A 21,939-nucleotide genomic window follows, 5' to 3' on the forward strand; every position below is an offset into this window, starting at 1 on the left:
AGAAGCTTGCCGCACGTCAACATCGGCACCATCGGCCACGTTGACCACGGCAAGACGTCCCTGACGGCGGCCATCACCAAGGTGCTGGCGAAGACGGGCGGCGCGACGTTCCTCGCGTACGACCAGATCGACAAGGCCCCCGAGGAGCGCGAGCGCGGCATCACCATCTCCACCGCCCACGTGGAGTACAAGACGAAGAACCGTCACTACGCGCACGTCGATTGCCCGGGCCACGCCGACTACGTGAAGAACATGATCACGGGCGCGGCGCAGATGGACGGCGCCATCCTCGTGGTCTCGGCCGCTGACGGCCCGATGCCCCAGACGCGTGAGCACATCCTGCTCGCCCGCCAGGTCGGCGTCCCCTACATCGTCGTCTTCCTGAACAAGGTCGACATGCTGGACGACCCCGAGCTGCGTGAGCTCGTGGAGATGGAGGTCCGCGACCTGCTCAAGAAGTACGACTTCCCCGGCGACAGCATCCCCATCGTTCCCGGCTCGGCCCTCAAGGCCCTCGAGGGTGACACCTCGGAGATCGGCGAGCCGTCCATCCTGAAGCTGATGGAGGCGGTGGACAGCTACATCCCCACCCCGCAGCGCGCCACGGACAAGCCCTTCCTGATGCCGGTGGAGGACGTGTTCTCCATCGCCGGCCGCGGTACGGTGGCCACCGGCCGCGTGGAGCGCGGCATCATCAAGGTGGGCGAGGAAATCGAGATCGTGGGTCTGCGCCCGACGCAGAAGACGGTCGTCACGGGCGTGGAGATGTTCCGCAAGCTGCTGGACGAGGGCCGCGCGGGCGACAACATCGGCGCGCTGCTGCGTGGTCTGAAGCGTGAGGACCTCGAGCGTGGCCAGGTGCTCTCCAAGCCGGGCAGCATCACGCCGCACACCAAGTTCAAGGCGCAGATTTACGTCCTGTCGAAGGAAGAGGGTGGCCGTCACACCCCGTTCTTCAAGGGATACCGCCCGCAGTTCTACTTCCGCACCACGGACGTGACCGGCACGGTGAAGCTGCCGGACAACGTCGAGATGGTGATGCCCGGCGACAACATCGCCATCGAGGTGGAGCTGATCACCCCTGTGGCCATGGAGAAGGAGCTGCGCTTCGCTGTTCGCGAGGGTGGCCGTACCGTGGGCGCCGGCGTCGTGGCCGAGATCATCGCCTAGTTGGTTGGCGGGCTTCCTGCCCGTCCCAACAGGGTGGTTAACCCCGAGGGGGAGCTGTGATAAACGGCTTTCCCCTCGTGCTTATCGAGTTCAAGTCATGCCCAAGGGTAACCGCAGCATCATCTCGCTCGAGTGCACGGTGTGCAAGGAGCGGAACTACTACACCACCAAGAACAAGCGGAAGAGCCAGGACAAGCTCGAGCTGAGCAAGTACTGCCCCCGCGACCGGAAGCATACCGTCCATAAGGAAGGTAAGGTCTAGTTCGGTTGTTGTGGTCGGGTGTTTAGGCCAGTAGCTCCAACGGTAGAGCAGCGGTCTCCAAATCCGCGTGTTGGGGGTTCGAATCCCTCCTGGCCTGCCAGTTGTTAGTTGCAGGGACCCTCGGTACCCACGTACCGGGGGTCCCTGTGTTTCCGGGATCAGGCAGTTTTCAGTCAGCGAGGAATCATGGCAGCGGCATCCGAGGCCAGCCAGCAGGCGAACCGTTCGGGGATGGACCCGAAGCGGCTCGTGGTCATCTTCTTCCTCATCGCGGGTATCATCTTCGCGCTCTTCCTGGAGCACGTCTGTGGCCTCATCTGGGCACGGGCCGGCTGGAGCGACCCCGTCATCATCGACGGCGTCGACTGGCAGGTCTCCACCCTGGTGGGCTTCCTGCTCGCCGCGGGGCTCGCGGTGGGGGCCTACGTGAATCCCAAGACGCACGCCCTCTCGCTCGATGTCGCTTCCGAGTTGATGAAGGTCACCTGGCCTTCCTGGGCGGAGACCAAGGCGTCGACCGTGGCGGTCATCGTCGCCTCCGTCGTGGCGGCCGTCCTGCTCTTCTGCATCGACACCCTCGCCTACAACCTTATGGTTGAGTGGATACCCGCCATCTGGGGGAAGTTGTAATGGCGATGAAATGGTACGTGGTCCACACCTACTCGAACTTCGAGAACCAGGCGAAGAAGAGCCTGGAGGAGCGGATCCGTCTCGAGGGGTTGCAGGACCTGTTCGGCGAAATCCTGATCCCGATGGAGCAGGTCGTCGAGATGGTGAAGGGCGAGAAGAAGACATCCCGGCGCAAGTTCTTCCCGGGCTACATCTTCGTGCAGATGGAGCTCAATGATCGCTCCTGGCACCTCGTGAAGAACACGCCGAAGATCACCGGTTTCCCCGGTGCGGCGCAGAACGAGCAGCCCACGCCCATCTCCGACAAGGAAGTGGCCCGGCTCACCTCGCAGATCTCCGAGGGCACGCTCAAGCCCAAGCCGAAGGTGCAGTTCTCCGACGGCGACACCGTCCGCGTCATCGACGGCCCCTTCGCCAACTTCAATGGTACGGTGGAAGAGGTCAACGCCGAGAAGGGCCGCGTGAAGGTGCTCGTGAGCATCTTCGGCCGCGCCACCCCGGTGGAGCTCGATTTCATGCAGGTGGAGAAGACCACCGGCTAGCAGTCTTCCCCGGCGCGTGAGCGCTCGGGGATACCCAGGGTGGGAGGGCCGCCCGTCAAGCGGCCCGTACGAACCACCGTCTCGAAAGGCAGTCCTCAGCAAATGAAGAAGGTCACAGGACAGGTCAAGCTGCAGATTCCCGCCGGCAAGGCGAACCCCGCTCCGCCGATCGGCCCCGCGCTCGGTCAGCAGGGCGTGAACATCATGGAGTTCTGCAAGCAGTTCAACGCCAAGACCCAGGCGGAGGCCAAGGAAGGTCTGATCATCCCGGTCATCATCACCGTGTATGCGGATCGCTCCTTCACCTTCATCCTGAAGACGCCTCCCGCGGCCGTCCTCATCAAGAAGGCGGCGGGCCTGCACACCGAGAAGAAGAAGGGCTCGGGCGCCAAGAAGCCGGGCAAGGAGAAGGTGGGGCAGATCACTCAGAAGCAGCTCGAGGAGATCGCCAAGAAGAAGATCGACGACACGACCGCCGGTTCTCTGGAGGCCGCCAAGCGCACCATCGCTGGCACCGCGCGCTCCATGGGCATCGACGTCGTCTGACCTTCCACCTCCACCTCTTCTGAAACAGGATATTTCACATGCCTCAGACCGGTAAGAAGTTCCGTGCGGCCATCGCGAAGGTGGACCGCAACAAGCGCTACACGATCGCCGATGGTTTCGCCCTCCTGAAGGAGACCACGGCCACCCGCGCCACCAAGTTCGACCAGACCGTCGAAGTGGCGCTCAACCTCGGCGTGGACCCCAAGCACGCGGACCAGATGGTCCGTGGCGCCGTGGTCCTCCCGCACGGTACGGGTGCCACGGTGCGCGTGGCCGTGTTCGCCAAGGGCGAGCGCGCCACCGAGGCCGAGGGTGCTGGCGCCGACGTGGTGGGCGGCGACGAGCTGGCCAAGCGCATTGAGGGCGGCTTCCTCGACTTCGACACCGTCATCGCCACCCCGGACATGATGGGTGTGGTCGGCCGCCTCGGTAAGGTGCTCGGTCCCCGTGGCCTCATGCCCAACCCGAAGGTGGGCACGGTGACCATGGACGTGGCCAAGGCCGTCCGTGACGCCAAGGGCGGTAAGGTGGAGTTCCGCGCCGAGAAGGCCGGTATCGTCCACGTCAAGGTCGGCAAGGCCTCCTTCACCCCGGAGAAGCTCACCGAGAACTTCAACACCCTGGTGGACCTGGTGATGAAGCTCAAGCCGGCCACCGCCAAGGGCGTCTACCTCAAGGGCGTGGCCATCTCCGCCACCATGAGCCCGGGCATCAAGATCGACACCAACGAGATCCTCGCCCGCCACCGGTAGTCAGAAGTAGGGCAGGGGAGTCGTCGGTTCAGACGGAGGGGGGCCTCTTCATCCAGGAGGCCCCCTTCGTCGTCTGATTGACGCCCGCAGTCATAATTTGCTGGACGTTTCGCGAAGCCGCGGGTATAGCGCCCCGGCTTTTGCAATTGAGGCGCCACGTCGATGAGACGGGACGCTTCAGACATCCCTGGTCCCAGACAGCAGGGACCCGGGGTGGGACTCGTGCCCTCCGTTGGCAACCGGACAACCGGTCGGAGCCACGAAGACCACCCAGGGTTCAAACGACTCGTGGAGTCGCCCTGCCGAGACTGGAGGTGCGGTGTGGTGCCTTCCGGGGCTCCTCTCGCTCTGCCACTTGTGGCCCAGGTAATCCAGCCCGCCTTCGGGTGGGTGTCGTGAGGAGGTGAAACCAAGTGATCAAGAGCGAGAAGGAAGAACTGATCAAGGAGCTCAACGAGAAGTTCTCGAGGGCTCAGACTGCGATCGTCGCGGAGTTCTCCAAGCTGAACGTGGAGACCGTGACCAAGCTGCGCAAGAAGTTCCGCGACGGCAAGGTGGACTACAAGGTCCTGAAGAACACGCTGGCCAAGCGCGCCGCGAAGGGTACGCCTGTGGAGGTCATTGCACAGGACTTCGTGGGGCCCGTGGCCATCGCCATCAGCTACGACGATGTCGTGGCTCCGGCGAAGATCCTCGTGGACTTCATCAAGGATCTCGAGACCATCAAGGTCCGCAGCGCGTCCGTGCAGGGCCGCCGCGTCGACGTCGAGGGCGTGAAGGCCCTGGCGAAGATGCCCGGTCTGCCCGAGCTCCGCGCCCAGCTGCTCGGCATGCTCAACCAGCCGGCCGGCAAGCTCGTTCGCACCATCGCGGCCCCCGGCTCCCAGCTGGCCCGCGTGCTCCAGGCGAACGTGGACAAGCAGCCCAAGTAATAGCCCCCAGAAGCAAACCCACCGCAACCCTCTGGCCTTTTCCTCCCCATGGGGAGACAGGCCGCTAGAAAAAGAAGGACATCGAAATGGCCGCTGACCTGAATGCAATCGTTGACCAGCTCTCCACCCTCACGGTGATGGAGGCCGCCGAGCTCGTGAAGCAGCTCGAGTCCAAGTGGGGCGTCTCCGCCGCCGCCGTGGCCGTGGCCGCTGGCCCCGCCGCTGGTGGCGCCGCCGCTCCCGCCGCCGAGGAGAAGACGGAGTTCAACGTCATCCTCGCCGACGCCGGCGCGAACAAGATCAACGTCATCAAGGAGATCCGCGCCATCACCGGCCTGGGCCTGAAGGAGGCCAAGGACCTGGTCGAGGGCGCTCCCAAGACCGTCAAGGAGGGCGTCAACAAGGACGACGCCAAGAAGATCAAGGACCAGCTCACCGCGGCTGGCGCCAAGGTCGACATCAAGTAGTTTGCTGTGTCTCAGGTTGGCGACGGGTTTCGGAAAATTCCCGCCGCCTCCTGACCGGATGAGCAGGCCGGCGTGCCCGGAAAGGGTGCGCCGGCTTTGCCCTTTCCGTATCTCTAAATTTTCCGCTGCCGCTGCGCGTTACCCAAGCTCGCCCCGCCTGAGCTTGCTCGCCCCGGAGTTCGAATGCCGACGCAGATCCAGAACAACTTCCGAGTGCGGAAGACCTTCGCGAAGATCGCGAAGACCATCGACATTCCCAACCTCATCAATATCCAGAAGCAGTCCTACGAGAAGTTCCTCCAGGCTGATATCCCGCCGGAGAAGCGTGAGGACATCGGGCTTCAGGGAGTTTTCAAGTCGGTCTTCCCCATCCGGGACTTCAACGAGACGTCCTCGCTCGAGTTCGTCAGCTATCACCTCGAGAAGCCCAAGTACGACGTGGATGAGTGCCACCAGCGTGGCATGACCTACTCGGCGCCCATCAAGGTCGTCGTGCGCCTGGTCGTGTGGGACAAGGACGAGGAGACGGGCGCCCAGTCCATCCGCGACGTGAAGGAGCAGGAGGTCTACTTCGGCGAAATCCCGCTGATGACCCAGAACGGCACCTTCATCATCAACGGGACCGAGCGCGTGGTGGTCAGCCAGCTGCACCGCAGCCCGGGTGCCTTCTTCGACCACGACAAGGGCAAGAGCCACTCGTCTGGCAAGCTGCTCTACAACGCCCGCATCATCCCGTACCGCGGCTCGTGGATCGACTTCGAGTTCGACCACAAGGACATCCTGTACGTCCGCATCGACCGGCGCCGCAAGCTGCCGGCCACGGTGCTCATCCGCGCCCTGGGCGCGGTGGCCGACACCGCCAAGAAGAACCCGCTGGAGTTCCGTGGCTCCACCGAGGAGATCCTCAACTACTACTACGCCACGGAGACCATCTACCTCCAGAGCAACACCGACTTCGAGAAGTCCGTGGAGCTGGAGCTGTTGCCCGGTCAGCGCGCCACGCGCGACATCAAGACCAAGACGGGCGACATCATCGTCAAGAAGAACCGCAAGTTCACCCGCGCCGCCATCAAGAAGCTCGAGGCGGCCAAGATGAAGACGCTCCCCATCGACGCGGACGAGCTCTTCACCAAGGTGTCCGCCTACGACGTGGTGGACGAGAACACCGGCGAGGTCATCCTCGAGTGCAACGAGGAAGTCTCGCAGGAGAAGATCGACGAGCTCCTCAAGCGCGACATCAAGGAGTTCAAGGTCCTCTTCATCGACAACCTCAACGTGGGTCCCTACCTGCGTGAGACGTTGATGCTGGACAAGATCGAGTCGCCCGAGCAGGCGATCATGGAGATCTACCGCCGCCTGCGCCCGGGTGATCCCCCGACGCCGGAGACGGCCACCAACCTGTTCAGCAACCTCTTCTTCAACCCCGAGCGCTATGACCTGTCCAAGGTCGGCCGCCTCAAGCTGAACTTCAAGTTCGGCCTCGAGGAGCCGCTCGACGGGCAGATCCTCACCAAGCGCGACATCCTCGAGGTCATCCGCTACCTGGTGGACCTCAAGAACGGCAAGGGTGTGATCGACGACATCGATCACCTCGGCAACCGCCGTGTGCGCGCGGTGGGCGAGCTGCTGGAGAACCAGTACCGCATCGGTCTGGTGCGCATGGAGCGGGCGATCAAGGAGCGCATGAGCCTCCAGGAGATCGAGACGCTCATGCCGCACGATCTGATCAACGCCAAGCCGGTGACGGCGGTGATCAAGGAGTTCTTCGGGTCCAGCCAGCTGTCGCAGTTCATGGACCAGACGAACCCCCTGTCCGAGGTCACGCACAAGCGTCGTCTGTCCGCCCTCGGGCCCGGCGGCCTCACCCGCGAGCGCGCGGGCTTCGAGGTGCGCGACGTGCACCCGACGCACTACGGCCGCATCTGCCCCATCGAGACGCCGGAAGGTCCGAACATCGGCCTCATCGCGTCGCTGTCCACCTTCGCTCGCGTCAACGAGTTCGGCTTCGTCGAGACGCCGTACAAGAAGGTGGAGGCCGGCTCGGTCACCGGTGACGTGGCCTTCTACTCCGCCCTCGAGGAGGAGAAGCACACGATCGCCCAGGCCAACGCCGAGACCGACAAGAAGGGCAAGTTCGTCAACGCCCTCGTGTCCTCTCGCCGCGGCGGTGAGTTCGTCCAGGCCAAGGCCGAGGAAGTGGACCTGATGGACGTGTCCCCGAACCAGCTGGTGTCGGTGGCCGCCTCCCTCATCCCGTTCCTCGAGAACGACGACGCCAACCGCGCCCTCATGGGCTCGAACATGCAGCGCCAGGCCGTTCCGCTGCTGCGCACCGCCGCTCCGCTCGTGGGCACCGGCATCGAGGCCATTGTGGCCCGCGACTCCGGCGTCACCTGCGTGGCCCGGCGCGACGGCATCGTGGAGAGCGTGGACGCCAGCCGCATCGTGGTGAAGGCGGACTCCGCCGCGGGCGCGTTCGACATCTCCAGCGAGGTCGACATCTACAACCTCCTGAAGTACCAGCGCTCCAACCAGAACACGTGCCTCAACCAGAAGCCCATCGTCCGCAAGGGCGACCGGGTGCGGAAGGGTGACGTGATCGCCGACGGTCCCGCGACCGAGACCGGCGAGCTCGCGCTGGGCCAGAACGTGGTCGTCGCGTTCATGCCGTGGCAGGGCTACAACTTCGAGGACTCCATCCTCATCTCCGAGCGCATCCTCAAGGAGGACGTCTTCACGTCCATCCACATCGAGGAGTTCGAGTGCATCGCGCGCGACACCAAGCTCGGCAAGGAGGAGATCACCCGCGACATCCCGAACGTGGGTGAGGAGGCCCTCAAGGACCTGGACGAGAGCGGCATCATCCGCATCGGCGCCGAGGTGAAGCCCGGCGACGTGCTCGTGGGCAAGATCACCCCGAAGGGCGAGACCCAGCTCTCCCCCGAGGAGAAGCTGCTGCGCGCCATCTTCGGTGAGAAGGCCGGCGACGTGCGCGACAGCTCGCTGCGCGTGCCCCCCGGCGTGGTGGGCACCGTCATCAACGCCAAGGTGTTCAGCCGCAAGGGCGTCGAGAAGGACGAGCGCGCCAAGCAGATCGAGTCCATGGAGGAGGCCAAGCTCCTCAAGGACCAGAACGACGAGATCAAGGTCCTGCGCGACAGCGCCTACGGCCGCCTGCGGATCATGCTCCGTGGCAAGGAGATCCAGGGCAAGCTCGTGGACGACAAGGGCAAGATCCTCCTGAAGAAGGGGGACATCGTCTCCGACGAGCTGCTGGCCACCGTCCCGTACAAGTACTGGACGGAGATCTCCGTCGGCGATCCGCTCGACGGCAAGCTGCGCGACATCCTCCGCAACCTGGAGGAGACCACCGAGGCCGTGAAGCTGGCCTTCGGCGAGAAGATCGCCCGCATCAAGAAGGGCGATGAGCTCCCGCCGGGCGTCATCAAGATGGTCAAGGTGTACGTCGCCATCAAGCGCAAGCTGGCCGTGGGCGACAAGATGGCCGGCCGCCACGGTAACAAGGGCGTCGTCTCCCGCATCCTCCCCGAGGAGGATCTGCCGTACCTCGAGGACGGGCGTCCGGTGGACATCGTGCTCAACCCGCTGGGCGTGCCCTCGCGCATGAACATCGGGCAGATCCTCGAGACGCACCTGGGCTGGGCCGCCAAGGGCGTGGGCGAGCAGCTGCAGCGCTACATCGACGAGAACTACAGCGGCGAGAACCTCAAGAAGCAGCTGAAGACCGTCTACGACGACAAGGCCTTCGGCGACTTCGTGGACGGGCTCAATGACGACGAGGTCAAGAGCCTGTGCTACCGCCTGAAGAAGGGCATCCATGTCGCCACGCCGGTGTTCGACGGCGCGCGCGAGACGGAGATCCACTCGCTCTTCGACGAGGCCCGCCTGCCGCGGACCGGCCAGATGGTGCTCTTCGACGGCCGCACCGGTGAGCCGTTCGACCAGAACGTCACCGTGGGCGTCATGTACATCCTCAAGCTGCACCACCTGGTGGACGAGAAGATCCACGCCCGCTCCATCGGGCCCTACTCGCTCGTCACGCAGCAGCCCCTGGGCGGCAAGGCCCAGTTCGGCGGCCAGCGTCTGGGAGAGATGGAAGTGTGGGCGATGGAGGCCTACGGCGCGGCGTACACGCTCCAGGAGTTCCTCACCGTCAAGTCCGACGACGTGGTGGGCCGCACGCGCATGTACGAGGCGATCGTCAAGGGCGACAACGTCCTCGAGTCCGGCCTGCCCGAGTCGTTCAACGTCCTCCTCAAGGAGCTCCAGTCGCTCGCGCTCGACGTCGAGCTGCTGGAGAGCGCTCCGCCCGAGCGCCAGCGCTCCTTCTCCGGAGACTTCGGTGGTGGTGGTGGCGATGGCGAGGACCGCGTGAAGACCGGTACCGAGGCCTAGTCCCAGCGTGCTTGACCCCCGGCGCCCGCTCCCTCAGCGGGCGGGCGCTGGCGGCCAGGCGAAACGAATTCGCGCTCACGCGCTCAGAAGAAATTCGGAGGCACCGTGAAGGACATTTTCAACTTCTTCGAGAAGCCGAAGGATCCGCTCTCGTTCAACGCCATCCGCATCGCGCTGGCGTCGCCGGACAAGATCCGGCAGTGGTCGCACGGCGAGGTCAAGAAGCCGGAGACGATCAACTACCGCACCTTCAAGCCGGAGCGGGACGGCCTGTTCTGCGCCCGCATCTTCGGCCCCGTGAAGGACTACGAGTGCAACTGCGGCAAGTACAAGCGCATGAAGCACCGCGGCGTCGTGTGCGAGAAGTGCGGCGTGGAGGTCATCCAGTCCAAGGTGCGCCGTGAGCGCCTGGGCCACATCACGCTCGCCACGCCCGTGGCGCACATCTGGTTCCTCAAGTCGCTGCCCTCGCGCATCGGCAACCTGCTCGACATCACGCTCAAGGAGCTCGAGAAGGTCCTCTACTGCGAGAGCTACATCATCATCGACCCCAAGGCGACGCCGCTGCAGCGCGGCGAGCTCGTCAGCGAGGAGAAGCTCCACCGGCTCTACGAGGAGCACGGTGAGGAGTCCTTCTCCGCCGGCATGGGCGGCGAGGCCGTCCGCGAGCTGCTCAAGTCGATCGACGTGAACCGGCTGTCCGAGGATCTCCGCCGCGACATGCGCGAGACCAACTCGGAGGCCAAGAAGAAGAAGTACGCCAAGCGCCTCAAGGTCGCCGAGGCCTTCCGGATGTCCGGCAACAAGCCGGAGTGGATGATGCTCGACGTCATCCCCGTCATCCCGCCCGACCTGCGTCCGCTCGTCCCCCTGGACGGTGGCCGCTTCGCCACGTCGGACCTCAACGACCTGTACCGCCGCGTCATCAACCGCAACAACCGCCTCAAGCGGCTCCAGGAGCTCAACGCCCCGGACATCATCATCCGCAACGAGAAGCGGATGCTCCAGGAGGCCGTGGACGCGCTGTTCGACAACGGCCGCCGCGGCAAGACGATCACCGGCCCCAACAAGCGGCCGCTGAAGTCCCTGTCCGACATGCTCAAGGGCAAGCAGGGCCGGTTCCGTCAGAACCTGCTCGGCAAGCGCGTGGACTACTCCGGCCGTTCCGTGATCGTCGTCGGTCCCGAGCTGCGCCTGCACCAGTGCGGCCTGCCGAAGATCATGGCGCTCGAGCTCTTCAAGCCGTTCATCTACAACAAGCTCGAGGAGAAGGGGTACGTCACCACCATCAAGAGCGCCAAGAAGATGGTGGAGAAGGAGCGTCCCGAGGTCTGGGACATCCTCGAGGACGTCATCCGCGAGCACCCGGTCCTCCTCAACCGCGCCCCCACCCTGCACCGCCTCGGCATGCAGGCCTTCGAGCCCGTGCTGATCGAGGGCAAGGCCATCCAGCTGCACCCGCTGGTGTGCGCCGCCTTCAACGCGGACTTCGACGGTGACCAGATGGCCGTCCACGTGCCGCTCTCCATCGAGGCTCAGATGGAGGCCCGCGTGCTGATGATGTCCACCAACAACATCCTCAGCCCCGCCAACGGCAAGCCCATCATCGTCCCCACGCAGGACATGGTGCTCGGCATCTACTACATGACCCGCGCCCGCGAGTTCGCTCACGGCGAGGGCCGTGTGTTCGCCTCGCCCGACGAGGTCCGCGCCGCGTACGACCACGGCGAGGTGCACCTGCAGGCGAAGATCGTCTGCCGCATCCTCGGCAAGCGCAAGGAGACCACCGTCGGTCGCGTCCTCCTCTGGGACATCGTGCCGCGCCGGGTGGGCTTCGACGCCATCAACAAGGTGCTCGACAAGAAGTCGCTCGGTGGCCTCATCGACCTCTGCTACCGCCTCACCGGCGAGAAGGAGACGGTGCTGCTCGCCGACCGCATCCGGTCGCTCGGCTACACCAACGCCACCCGTGCCGGTATCTCCATCGCGCTCAAGGACATGATCATTCCTGCCAAGAAGCAGGAGTTCCTGGACTTCGCGCGCAAGGAGGTGGCCGAGATCGAGAACCAGTACCTCGAGGGCCTCATCACCGACGGCGAGCGCTACAACAAGGTCATCGATATCTGGGCGGAGATCACCGAGAAGGTGGCCGCCGAGATGATGCAGCAGATCTCCCAGGACGAGGCCGTGGGCGAGAAGGACGGCAAGCGCGAGGTGCGCAAGCAGCCGTCGTTCAACCCCATCTACATCATGGCCGACTCCGGTGCCCGCGGCTCCGCCCAGCAGATCCGTCAGCTGGCCGGTATGCGCGGCCTTATGGCCAAGCCGTCCGGTGAAATCATCGAGACCCCCATCACGGCCAACTTCCGTGAAGGCCTCTCGGTGCTCCAGTACTTCATCTCCACCCACGGTGCCCGTAAGGGTCTCGCGGACACGGCCCTCAAGACGGCCAACTCCGGTTACCTCACCCGCCGTCTCGTCGACGTGGCGCAGGACGCCATCATCAACGAGTACGACTGCGGCACCATGGACGGCCTGTTCATCGGCGCCCTCGTCGAGGGCGGAGAGATCATCGAGCCGCTCGGCGAGCGCATCCTGGGCCGCGTGGCCCTCGATGACATCCTCGACCCGGTCACCAACGACGTGCTCGTGCGCGCCAACGAGGAGATCGACGAGGACCGCGTCAAGAAGATCGAGAACAGCGGCCTCGACAAGGTGAAGATCCGCTCGGTGCTCACGTGCCAGGCCAAGCGCGGCATCTGCGTGGAGTGCTACGGCCGTGATCTGGCCCGTGGCCGCAAGGTGTCCGTGGGCGAGGCCGTCGGCGTCATCGCGGCGCAGTCCATCGGCGAGCCGGGTACCCAGCTCACGATGCGCACCTTCCACATCGGTGGTGCGGCCACGCGGCGCGCCGAGCAGTCCAGCCTCGAGAACCGCAACGCGGGTACGGTGAAGTTCTCCGGCCTCGCCACGGTTCAGAAGAAGGACGGCAGCCTGGTCGCCATGAACCGCAACGGCGAGCTCGTCATCGTCGACGAGACCGGCCGCGAGCGCGAGCGCTACCAGGTCATCTACGGCGCCCGCATCCTCGTGAAGGAGGGCCAGAAGCTCGAGGCCGGCACCCTGCTGGCCGAGTGGGATCCGTTCGCCATCCCCCTCCTCACCGAGGTGGGCGGCACCGTGCGCTTCGAGGACATCATCGAAGGCGTCACGATGAACGAGTCGCTGGACGAGGTGACCGGCCTCAGCCGCAAGACGGTCGTCGAGTCCAAGGACCCCGAGGCCCGTCCGCGCATCACCCTGCGCGACGAGGAGGGCAACACCAAGAACCTCGTGTCCTCCAAGGCGCCGGCCAGCTACTTCCTGCCCCAGGGCTCCATCATCACCGTCAACGACGGCGATGAGATCCACGCCGGTGAGGTCATCGCCAAGGTGCCTCGCGAGACCACGAAGACCAAGGACATCACGGGCGGTCTGCCCCGCGTGGCCGAGCTCTTCGAGGCCCGCAAGCCCAAGGACGCCGCGGCCATCGCGGAGATCGACGGCGTGGTGTCCTTCGGCAAGGACACCAAGGGCAAGCGCAAGCTCATCCTCACCCCCGAGGTGAACGGCGAGCTGCGCACCGACCTGGCCAAGGAGTACCTGATCTCCAAGGGCAAGAACATCAACGTGCACGCCGGTGACCGCGTCAAGGCCGGCGAGGCGCTGATGGAGGGCTCGGCCAACCCGCACGACATCCTCAAGGTGCTCGGCGAGAAGGCGCTCGCGGGCTACCTGGTGGATGAGGTGCAGGAGGTCTACCGGCTCCAGGGCGTGAAGATCAACGACAAGCACATCGAGGTGATCGTCCGGCAGATGCTCCGCCGCGTGCGCGTCACCGACGTGGGCGACACCAGCTTCCTCGTCGACGAGCAGGTCGAGAAGTACGTGTTCGAGGAGGAGAACGAGAAGGTCATGGCCAAGGACATGCGTCCCGCCGTCGGCGAGCCGCTGCTGCTCGGCATCACCAAGGCCTCGCTCTCCACCGAGTCGTTCATCTCGGCGTCCTCCTTCCAGGAGACCACCAAGGTGCTCACCGAGGCCGCCATCAACGGCAAGGTGGACTACCTGCGCGGCCTCAAGGAGAACGTCATCATGGGTCGGCTCATCCCCGCCGGTACGGGTCTCCCCAACTACAAGTACCTCGACATCGAGGTGGAGAGCCCCGCCGACGAGATCTCCGAGATGGAGGCCGCCCTGGCCATCGCCCACGAGGACGATGTCGCTCCGAGCCTGCCCCCCACCGGCGGCCGGCCCGAGGGCTCCCAGACCAGCGGTGCCGCCTAGTCCGCACCCGCTGTCTTGAAGTTCCCACCGCCGCTCCGGTTGTTCCGGGGTGGCGGTTTTCTTTTCGGCTCTTTACGGTTTCACGGCTTGACGGGTGACGCGCTGGTGCACTAATCCGAAGGGAACCATGGAGGTCGACCCGGGCTCACCGGGCGAGCATCCAGCAGTGGACGCCTGGAGCAGGCGGGCGAGCGTGGGAGGCGTTTCCTTCAATCGAGGGCTGTGCTTACCTCGGTTGTCCTTACCCCGCTTTCCGGGACTCGGGCCCGGGGAGCCGTGCTGGAGAGCGTTGCATGGACAAGGTGGAGACCCCGCAGAAGCGCCCGCTGGCCGAGACGTTCGAGCGGGTGTGGAGCCAGGCCTTGTTGGCCGTGTCCACCGCCGAGGACGAGGCCGCCCGCACCGTGCAGCGCGTGGCCGAGCTGGCCGGGTGGAGCCAGGAGGAGATGATCCGCCAGGGCCGTCTGCTGACGGAGCGGTTGGCGGGTCATCGCAAGGACCTGGAGCACAACGTGGAGGAGGGTGTGAAGCGCGCCCTGCTCACCATCAAGATTCCCCGCAGGGAGGATATCCAGGACATCGAGGCACGGCTGATCCGATTGGCCGAGCGCATCGACGCTCTGGGGCAGCGCAAGTGATGGCCACCCCCTCCGCTCCAGGCGGGCGGCGTGGGGAGGGGCTGTTCCGCTGGCTTCATGCACTCGGCTCGGGGTGTGGAAAGCTGCCCCTGGTGGCTGGAGTGGCCCTGGTGCTCTCCGCCCGGGCCGTGCCCCTGTTCGCCCCTCCCGAGGTGCCCCTCGTGGCCGAGCCCTCTCGCTTCGAGGTGACGCCCCCCGACGCGGCGCTCATCGACGCGGTGCTCGCCAAGCGGGCCCCGGACCTCGGTCTCACCCTGCGCCGGCAGATCGTCCACGCCATCGCCGAGGAGTCCGGCCGGACGGGGTATGACCCGCTGCTGATCCTCGCCATCATCGACGTGGAGTCGGACTTCACCGAGGAGGCCGTCTCCGAGAAGGGCGCTCGGGGGTTGATGCAGATCAAGCCCAGCACGCTGCACTTCCTCGCGGAGAAGCAGGGGCTGCGCCTGTCGCGCGAGGAGGTGGCCTCGGATCCGGCCCTGGGCGTGCGCCTGGGCATCCGCTACCTGCGCGAGCTGAACGACCGCTTCGGCGACCTGGACCTGGCTCTCATGGCCTACAACGCCGGCCCCACCCGCATCTGGCAGGCCAAGAAGGCGGGGGAGCTGGACACCTTCCGGCGCTATCCCCGGCTCGTCCGCCGTGATTTCAAGCGGTTCCGGGAAGGGGAGGGGCTGGGTGGAGACTGGGCGCTCGCCCAGCGGGAGGCCCTGGAGAAGAGCCCCGAAGAGAAGTCTCCCTGAGCAGGCAGCCGTCTGAATTTCCAGGCGGCTGCCCCGGTCTCCGGTGAGGCGCGCTTGTCCGTCCCGGGCGGGTGCGCTATCGCTCTCACCCCGGAGGAGTCTTCATCATGCCGCGCCGCTCCATCCCCGCCCTCGTCCTCTCGGCCCTGCTGTTGCCCATGTCGGCTCTCGCCGGCTCGGTGTTCCTCAACGGCGTCCGCATCGACGGCGTGACGAACCAGAAGTTCGAGAAGGTCGCTTCCGTCCGCATCGACGACAAGGGCAACGTCTACATCGACGCTCCCGCCTATGCCGTGAAGCTGGTGAACGCCCCCGTGGCCCCGGCTCCCGCGCCCGTCGCCGCGGCTCCGGCTCCCGCGCCCGCCCCGGTGGCTCCCGTGGCCCCGCCTCCCGCTCCGGCTCCCACGCCCGCCCCGGCGCCCGCTCCGGCCGTGGCGACCCCGGCTCCCGCGCCCGCTCCGGTGGACACCGCCCCGGCGCGCATCACCCGCCGTTACTGGCTCGTGACGGAGCAGCCCGTGGTGGGCATGGCGGAGTACGACATCGACCTCTACGTCAACTCCCGCTGGGTGCGGAAGCTGCGCAGCGCCGAGGACCAGGTCATCACGGAGATCACCCACCTGCTCCAGCCGGGGAAGAACACCGTGTTGATGATGGCCCACAAAGTGGCGTCCGGCTCGCGTCGGAGCGAATCTCCCCAGCACGTGTTCAAGGTCATCATCGGAGAGGGCAACGAGGGCGGCGGCAACGTGATGATCGACAACCCGCTCATCCGCTACCAGCGCACCGCGGCGGAGACGGAAGATCAGTCCGAGGAGTTCACCCTCACCACGCGGTAGCGCGGGGGTTGCGCCGAACGTGTTCTCCATCGACGAGCGGTTCCGAGGCCTGCCCGCCAGCCGCGAGCAGGTCCTCGCGCTGTACCAGTCCATCAACTCGCCGCACCTGGCCATCCCCGGCAAGCAGGCGGGGCCGGCTCAGGCCTTCGTGCTGGGGCTGCGCGGCTCGGGCGGCTTCGCCGTCTTCATCTACCTGTATCTCCCCGAGGCCCAGGACTGCGCCGTGTACGTCCCCGGCCGCCGCGCCGCGAGCCAGGACGACTACCAGCAGGACGAGGCCGAGGCGCTCGCCTTCGTGGAGTCCATGGGCTTCATGATGGACGACGCGCACTTCCGCTCCCTGCAGCCCGCCGGCCAGGACGAGCTGCTCAAGACGCTGCCCGTCTTCTACAAGGACCCGAAGCTGGTGCCGGGCGCCGCCAAGAGCCGCGCCGACGAGAAGCGCACCGCCTCGATGAACCTGGGCCGCCTGCTGGCCTCCTTCTGAATCACCCCTGACCCCGCCGTGAAGAGAAGAACCGACCCCATGCACCGCCGCCTTTCCTCCGCCTGGCTCCTCGCGCTCGCCCTCGTGGGCTGCAAGCACGTCCCCACCGAGCAGGAGCGCCGCGGCGCCGAGCTCCGCTACGAGATCGGCCTCCAGGCCCAGGCAGCCGGCAACGTGCAGGAGGCCTACAAGGAGATGGAGAAGTCCCTGGCGTTGGATCCGGAGTACCCGGAGGCCCACAACGCCATGGCCATCCTCCTGCACCTGGCCTTCAACCGCCCCGAGGAGGCCATCCAGCACTACAAGAAGGCGCTGGAGTACCGTCCCGGCTTCTCCGAGGCCAAGACGAACCTGGCCAACGTGTACCTGTCCCAGGCGCGCTACGACGAGGCCATCAAGCTGTACGAGGCGTCCCTCAACGACATGCTCTACCCCACGCCCTTCATCGCCCAGGGAAACCTCGGCTGGGCCCTCTACAAGAAGGGCGAGACGGAGCGCGCGCTGCAGAACATCAAGGCCGCGGTGACCACCAACCCCGGCTTCTGCATGGGCTACAAGAACCTGGGTGTCATCTACGAGGAGACGGGTAACGTTTCCGACGCATGCCGCTACTTTGGCCGTTATCGTGAGGCCTGCCCGGACGTAGCCGATGCCTACCTGCGCGAGGGCGCCTGCCAGGTGAAGCAGGGGAAGATGGAAGAGGCGCGGCAGAGCTTCACCGCCTGCGAGGCCAAGGCCAGGAGCCAGGTCCTCAAGGACGACTGCCACCGGCTCCTCGAGGCCTTGTAACCAGAAAGTCCCACCCCCGTGGACCACGTCGAATTCGGCAAATACCTGTCCCAGCAGCGCGAGCTGCGCGGCCTGTCCCGCGACGAGGTGTCGCAGGTGACGAAGATCTCCCCGAGCCTCATCGCCGCCCTCGAGGAAGGGCAGATGGAGCGGCTGCCCTCGCGCGTCTTCGTCGTCAACTACATCCGCGCCTACGCGACCGTCATCGGCCTGGCCCCGGAAGAGGCCATCCTCCGCTACGAGGAGGTGGACAAGGCCACGCCGGAGCCGAGCCCCGTGGTGCTGGAGCGCGAGCGGCGGAAGCGGGCCTGGTTGGCGCTCGCCGTGCTGCTGGTGGTGGCGCTCGGCGTGGGGGCGTACGTGGCCCTGGTGATGACCGGGAAGGCTCCCAACCCCCTCGCGCGTTGAACCGGACTCATGGAGCGTTTCGTCGATGAGGCGCTGGTCCTCTCCACGGTGGACTACGGAGAGTCCGACCGGCTGGTCACCCTCCTCACACGCGAGCACGGCAAGCTGACGGCCTTCGCGGCCGGGGCCCGCAAGAGCAAGCGGCGCTTCGCCGGCGCGCTGGAGCCCTACATGCGGCTGCGCGTGCAGCTGGTGGAGACGCGTGGCTCCACGGTGCGCCTGGACTCGGCCGACATCGTCGCCGGCTACTACGGGGCCCGCGAGGACCTCTCCCTCATCGCTCGCGCCCTGTATGCCGTGGAGCTGTGCCGCGAGCTGACGCGCGACCACGAGCCGCACCTGGAGCTCTTCGAGCTGCTGGAGGAGTACCTGGGCAAGCTGGACGCGAAGGAGGCCGGGCCCACCTCGTTGCTGGCCTTCGAGCTGTCCGCCCTGGCCCAGGCCGGGCTGATGCCCCGCTTCGACTCGTGCGCGCTGTGTGGTGGCCCGCCGGGCGAGCGGCCCCGCTTCGACCAGGCGCATGGCGGCGCGGTGTGCGAGCCCTGTGGCTTCCGGGCGCGCGACGCGGTGGCCGTCCCCGCCGAGCTGCTGTCCGGGCTCCGCGCGCTGCAGGAGGGCCAGCGCACCCCGTTGCCGGCCGAGCTCCGGGCCCGGGCGCGCGGGGTGCTCAACGTCTTCATCTCCCACCACCTCGGCCGCCGCCTCAAGAGCGTGGACTTCATGGCCCAGGTGGGGCTGGACTGACGGGCGGCTTCCAGGAGGCGGCTCATGGACGTGGTGTGTGTCGGGGAGAGTCTGGTGGACTTCCTCCCCGCGGAGTCCGCTCAGCGCGTGCGCGACGTGACGGCGTGGATGCCGAGCATCGGTGGCTCGCTGGCCAATGTCTCCGTGGGCGTGGCGCGGCTGGGCGGCCGCTCGGCCTACGTGGGCGTGGTGGGCGAGGACGAGTTCGGCCACTTCCTGCGCGAGCGCCTCGCCGCCGAGGGCGTGGACGTCAGCCACGTGCGCCAGACGCCCGAGGCCAGGACGGGGCTCGTCTTCATCTCCATCGACGCGCGCGGCGAGCGCAGCTTCACGTACTTCCGCACGAACTCGGCCGAGTTCCTCTTGAGCGAGCGGGACGTGGACCCGGCCTTCCTCGGCCGTGCGCGCGTGGTGCACTTCGGGACCAACTCGTTGAAGCTGCCCACGGCCCGGGCGGCCATGCTGCGCACCGTGGAGGCCGCTCGCGCCGCGGGGCGCATCGTGAGCTGTGACCCCAACCTCCGGCTCCACGCGTGGGAGGACCTCGAGGTGCTGCGCGAGCAGCTCCGGCTCCTGCTGCCCCGGTGCTCGGTGGTGAAGCTCTCCGAGGAGGAGATCGCCTTCGCCACCGGCCGCACGGACCCCGACGATGCACTGCGTCACCTCTCGGGACTGGGCGTGACGCTGCCCGTGGTGACGCGGGGCGAGGCCGGCGCCGTCTTCCTCTGGCGCGGCGAGGTGGTTCGCGTTCCGGCGCCCCGCGTCCGCGTGGTGGACACCACCGGGGCAGGGGATGGCTTCACGGCGGCCTTCCTCCATGGGCTCTCGCGGCGCTACGCGGATGACGCGGCGCTCGCGAAGGCCTCTCGCGAGGACCTGGAGGCGCTGGCCACCTTCGGCTGTGCGGTGGGCTCCCGGGTGGTCGAGCACCTCGGCGCCGTGGCGGGCCTGCCCGGCCGGCAGGAGATGGCGGGCGTGTTGCCTCCCTGGCTACAGGACCCGGCTTGAGCCACGTTGTCGACCCGGTTCCACCCAACCGCTAGAATGCGGCGTCAATGGCCTACTCAGGGGACCCAGGAAACGCGGGTCTCGACCCCGACCGCGGACGCCGCATCGGCAAGTACGAGATCGTCACCCGTCTGTCCGTCGGCGGGATGGCCGAGCTCTTCCTCGCCTTCACCGCCGGGCCCGGTGGGTTCCGCAAGTTCGTCGCGCTGAAGCAGATCCTCCCGGACATCCACAAGGACGAGCACTTCGTCCGCATGTTCCTGGACGAGGCCCGCATCACCGCCGCCCTCGCGCACGCGAACATCGCCCAGGTCTTCGATCTCGGCCAGGAGGACGAGGAGCTGTACCTGGCCATGGAGTTCCTCGCCGGGCAGAACCTCGAGCAGATCCTCCAGGCCTCCATCAAGCAGCAGCGTCCGCTCCCCCTGGGCTTCTCGGCCCGAGCCGTGAGGGATGCGTGCCTCGGGCTCCACTACGCGCACCACTTCACCGATCCCTCGGGCAAGCCCCGGCCGGTGGTGCACCGGGACGTGTCGCCCAAGAACGTGATGGTCACCTTCGATGGCCACGTGAAGGTGATCGACTTCGGCATCGCCAAGGTGAAGGGCCGGCTCGGCCGCACGCAGGTGGGCATGGTGAAGGGCACCACCGGCTACATGTCTCCCGAGCAGGTGCAGGGCTCCGAGCAGCTCGACGGCCGGAGCGACCTCTTCTGCGCCGGCATCCTCCTGCACGAGCTGCTCTGCGGACGCCGGCTGTTCGCCGGCTCCCACGAGGGCGCGGTGATGCTGAAGATCTCCGCGGCGGACGTGCCCTCGCCCTCGAGCCTCAACCCACGCGTGCCCGAGGCGCTGTCCCAGGTGGTGATGCGCGCGATGGAGCGGGAGCCGGAGCGGCGCTTCGCCTCGGGCCGGGAGATGGCCCGCGCCATCGAGGCCGCGTGCGGACCGGAGCTCTTCCACGAGGAGCAGCTGGCCACGGTGATGCGCCAGCTCTTCGAGGACAAGCTCCAGAAGACGCGCGCGCTGCTGGAGAGCGCCAATGGCCTCGAGCGGGACACGGGGGTCGAGAAACCCGCCGTGCCGCTCGGTGCTCCCGACAAGGAAGATCCCACGGAGCGGATGCGCCGGCCCCCACCTCCAGCCCCGGTGGCTCCACCGCGTGTCGCGAAGCCGCCTTCGGGGCAGATGGCGTCCGTGGCCGCTCCTCCGGCGAAGACGCCCGCTCCCGTTCCTCGCCGGGCCGCTGCCGTGGCCGCTCCCGCGCGGCTACCTGCCCGGGCGGCGGTCTCCCGTCCCGTGGCCGCCGAGCCGGAGGAGGACGAGGAGGATCCGCTCGAGAAGACGCAGCCGGTCCGCAGGGCCCCCGGAGGATTCCGGCCCGTGGCCATCCCGGAAGAGCCCGAGGCCGAGGCCGCCGGGACCGAGGAGCGCGAGGTGACCCTGCCGTCCCCGCGTGCCCGGCTGTCCCCGGAGGCCCAGGCGGAGCTGGCGAAACAGCGAAGGGGCTGGGGTGGGGGGCTCTTCCTGGTGCTGCTGCTCGTGGCCGTGGGCGTCGCCTTCTACCACCCGCCGACGCGGGCCCGGTTGACCCCCCTGTTCGCCACCGCGCTCGAGCGCCTGAAGGGGGAGGAGCCGCCTCACGGGCCTCCTCCGGCGGAACGCTTCCCCGTACCCCTGTCCTCGCAGCCAGAGGCTCAGGCGGCAGGGCAGGAGACTCCGTCCCCGGAGCCCACGCCGCGGCCCGCGGCGGAGCAGGCGCCGGTGGTGGCCCAGGCCGCGGAACCCACGCCGGAGCCCACCCGAGCCACCTCCAAGCGGACGCGCAAGTCCGTCGATCCCGCGCCGGAGTCCAAGCCGAAGGCCGCCGCTCCGGCGAAACCGGCCACCGCCGACGCCGAGCCGCCGGTCGACGGCGAGCCCGAGATCATCGACACGAGCACCGCCAAGGGCGCGGCGAAGGCGGCGCTCGGCTGGCTCACGCTCCGCACGATTCCTCGCGCCGCGGTGTTCGATGGTGAGAATCAGCTCGGCACCACACCGCTGCGCAAGGTGCCGCTGCCCGTGGACACCTACCGGCTGCTGGTGGTTGACCCCGACGGCGTCAACAAGATGCTGTCCGTTCCCATCAAGCCAGGTCAGGTGACGGACATGACGGTGCGCATCTCCGATCTTCCCGACTGGCAAGCGCAGTGAGCGTCACGGCTGTCCTTGACGCTCCCGGACCCCATCACTAGGGTC

19 protein-coding genes and 1 tRNA gene are annotated in these 21,939 nt (G+C 66.9%); all 20 read left to right on the plus strand.

The window, feature by feature from the left end; genetic code table 11:
* On the plus strand, positions 1-1,170 hold a 1,170-nt coding region (gene tuf, locus VFZ09_RS35165; protein WP_329732127.1), incomplete at its 5' end, for an elongation factor Tu.
* 97 nt (positions 1,171-1,267) lie between these two features.
* Positions 1,268-1,432, plus strand: a complete 165-nt coding sequence (gene rpmG / locus VFZ09_RS35170) for a 50S ribosomal protein L33 (protein ID WP_043392848.1) — start codon at positions 1,268-1,270, stop codon at positions 1,430-1,432.
* Positions 1,433-1,456: 24 nt separating this feature from the next.
* Positions 1,457-1,532 (plus strand) — tRNA-Trp (locus VFZ09_RS35175).
* A gap of 86 nt (positions 1,533-1,618) precedes the next feature.
* Positions 1,619-2,062, plus strand: a complete 444-nt coding sequence (secE, locus tag VFZ09_RS35180) for a preprotein translocase subunit SecE (RefSeq protein ID WP_329732128.1) — start codon at positions 1,619-1,621, stop codon at positions 2,060-2,062.
* Positions 2,062-2,604 (plus strand): transcription termination/antitermination protein NusG, encoded by a 543-nt coding sequence (gene nusG, locus VFZ09_RS35185; RefSeq protein WP_043392853.1) that lies wholly within the window; start codon positions 2,062-2,064, stop codon positions 2,602-2,604. Before secE ends, nusG begins: the two co-directional genes overlap by 1 nt.
* 102 nt (positions 2,605-2,706) lie before the next feature.
* Positions 2,707-3,150 (plus strand): 50S ribosomal protein L11, encoded by a 444-nt coding sequence (gene rplK / locus VFZ09_RS35190; RefSeq protein WP_329732129.1) that lies wholly within the window; start codon positions 2,707-2,709, stop codon positions 3,148-3,150.
* Positions 3,151-3,188: 38 nt separating this feature from the next.
* On the plus strand, positions 3,189-3,902 hold the full coding sequence (rplA, locus tag VFZ09_RS35195; protein WP_329732130.1) for a 50S ribosomal protein L1: 714 nt from the start codon (positions 3,189-3,191) through the stop codon (positions 3,900-3,902).
* Positions 3,903-4,315: 413 nt separating this feature from the next.
* A complete protein-coding gene (rplJ, locus tag VFZ09_RS35200; RefSeq protein ID WP_329732131.1) occupies positions 4,316-4,834 on the plus strand; it encodes a 50S ribosomal protein L10 in 519 nt (172 codons plus the stop codon).
* Positions 4,835-4,920: 86 nt separating this feature from the next.
* Positions 4,921-5,301, plus strand: coding sequence for a 50S ribosomal protein L7/L12 (rplL, locus tag VFZ09_RS35205; protein WP_329732132.1), 381 nt, complete (start codon positions 4,921-4,923; stop codon positions 5,299-5,301).
* A gap of 183 nt (positions 5,302-5,484) precedes the next feature.
* Positions 5,485-9,717, plus strand: coding sequence for a DNA-directed RNA polymerase subunit beta (rpoB, locus tag VFZ09_RS35210; RefSeq protein ID WP_329732133.1), 4,233 nt, complete (start codon positions 5,485-5,487; stop codon positions 9,715-9,717).
* A 105-nt stretch (positions 9,718-9,822) separates the two neighbouring features.
* Positions 9,823-14,043 (plus strand): DNA-directed RNA polymerase subunit beta', encoded by a 4,221-nt coding sequence (gene rpoC, locus VFZ09_RS35215; RefSeq protein ID WP_329732134.1) that lies wholly within the window; start codon positions 9,823-9,825, stop codon positions 14,041-14,043.
* A 293-nt stretch (positions 14,044-14,336) separates the two neighbouring features.
* Entirely contained in the window at positions 14,337-14,681 is a 345-nt protein-coding gene (locus VFZ09_RS35220) for a phasin family protein (protein WP_329732135.1), read from the plus strand.
* Positions 14,681-15,424: a lytic transglycosylase domain-containing protein gene (locus VFZ09_RS35225; RefSeq protein WP_329732136.1), complete on the plus strand. Its 744-nt coding sequence runs from the start codon at positions 14,681-14,683 to the stop codon at positions 15,422-15,424. Before VFZ09_RS35220 ends, VFZ09_RS35225 begins: the two co-directional genes overlap by 1 nt.
* A gap of 107 nt (positions 15,425-15,531) precedes the next feature.
* On the plus strand, positions 15,532-16,263 hold the full coding sequence (locus VFZ09_RS35230) for a hypothetical protein (RefSeq protein ID WP_329732137.1): 732 nt from the start codon (positions 15,532-15,534) through the stop codon (positions 16,261-16,263).
* Positions 16,264-16,282: 19 nt separating this feature from the next.
* On the plus strand, positions 16,283-16,750 hold the full coding sequence (locus VFZ09_RS35235) for a social motility and stimulation tgl protein (RefSeq protein WP_329732138.1): 468 nt from the start codon (positions 16,283-16,285) through the stop codon (positions 16,748-16,750).
* A 39-nt stretch (positions 16,751-16,789) separates the two neighbouring features.
* Positions 16,790-17,539 (plus strand): social motility TPR repeat lipoprotein Tgl, encoded by a 750-nt coding sequence (gene tgl, locus VFZ09_RS35240; protein ID WP_329732139.1) that lies wholly within the window; start codon positions 16,790-16,792, stop codon positions 17,537-17,539.
* Positions 17,540-17,557: 18 nt separating this feature from the next.
* Positions 17,558-17,947, plus strand: a complete 390-nt coding sequence (locus tag VFZ09_RS35245; RefSeq protein WP_329732140.1) for a helix-turn-helix domain-containing protein — start codon at positions 17,558-17,560, stop codon at positions 17,945-17,947.
* A gap of 9 nt (positions 17,948-17,956) precedes the next feature.
* Complete coding sequence (recO, locus tag VFZ09_RS35250) at positions 17,957-18,691, plus strand: DNA repair protein RecO (protein ID WP_329732141.1); 735 nt, start codon at positions 17,957-17,959, stop codon at positions 18,689-18,691.
* A 24-nt stretch (positions 18,692-18,715) separates the two neighbouring features.
* Positions 18,716-19,699, plus strand: a complete 984-nt coding sequence (locus VFZ09_RS35255; protein WP_329732142.1) for a carbohydrate kinase — start codon at positions 18,716-18,718, stop codon at positions 19,697-19,699.
* Between the two features lie 47 nt (positions 19,700-19,746).
* Positions 19,747-21,894 carry a protein kinase domain-containing protein gene (locus VFZ09_RS35260; RefSeq protein WP_329732143.1) on the plus strand — a complete coding sequence of 716 codons (2,148 nt, stop codon included), beginning with the start codon at positions 19,747-19,749 and terminating at the stop codon, positions 21,892-21,894.
* The last annotated feature ends 45 nt before the right edge of the window (positions 21,895-21,939 follow it).

Source organism: Archangium sp. (assembly GCF_036277355.1).
Lineage (GTDB): Bacteria > Myxococcota > Myxococcia > Myxococcales > Myxococcaceae > Archangium.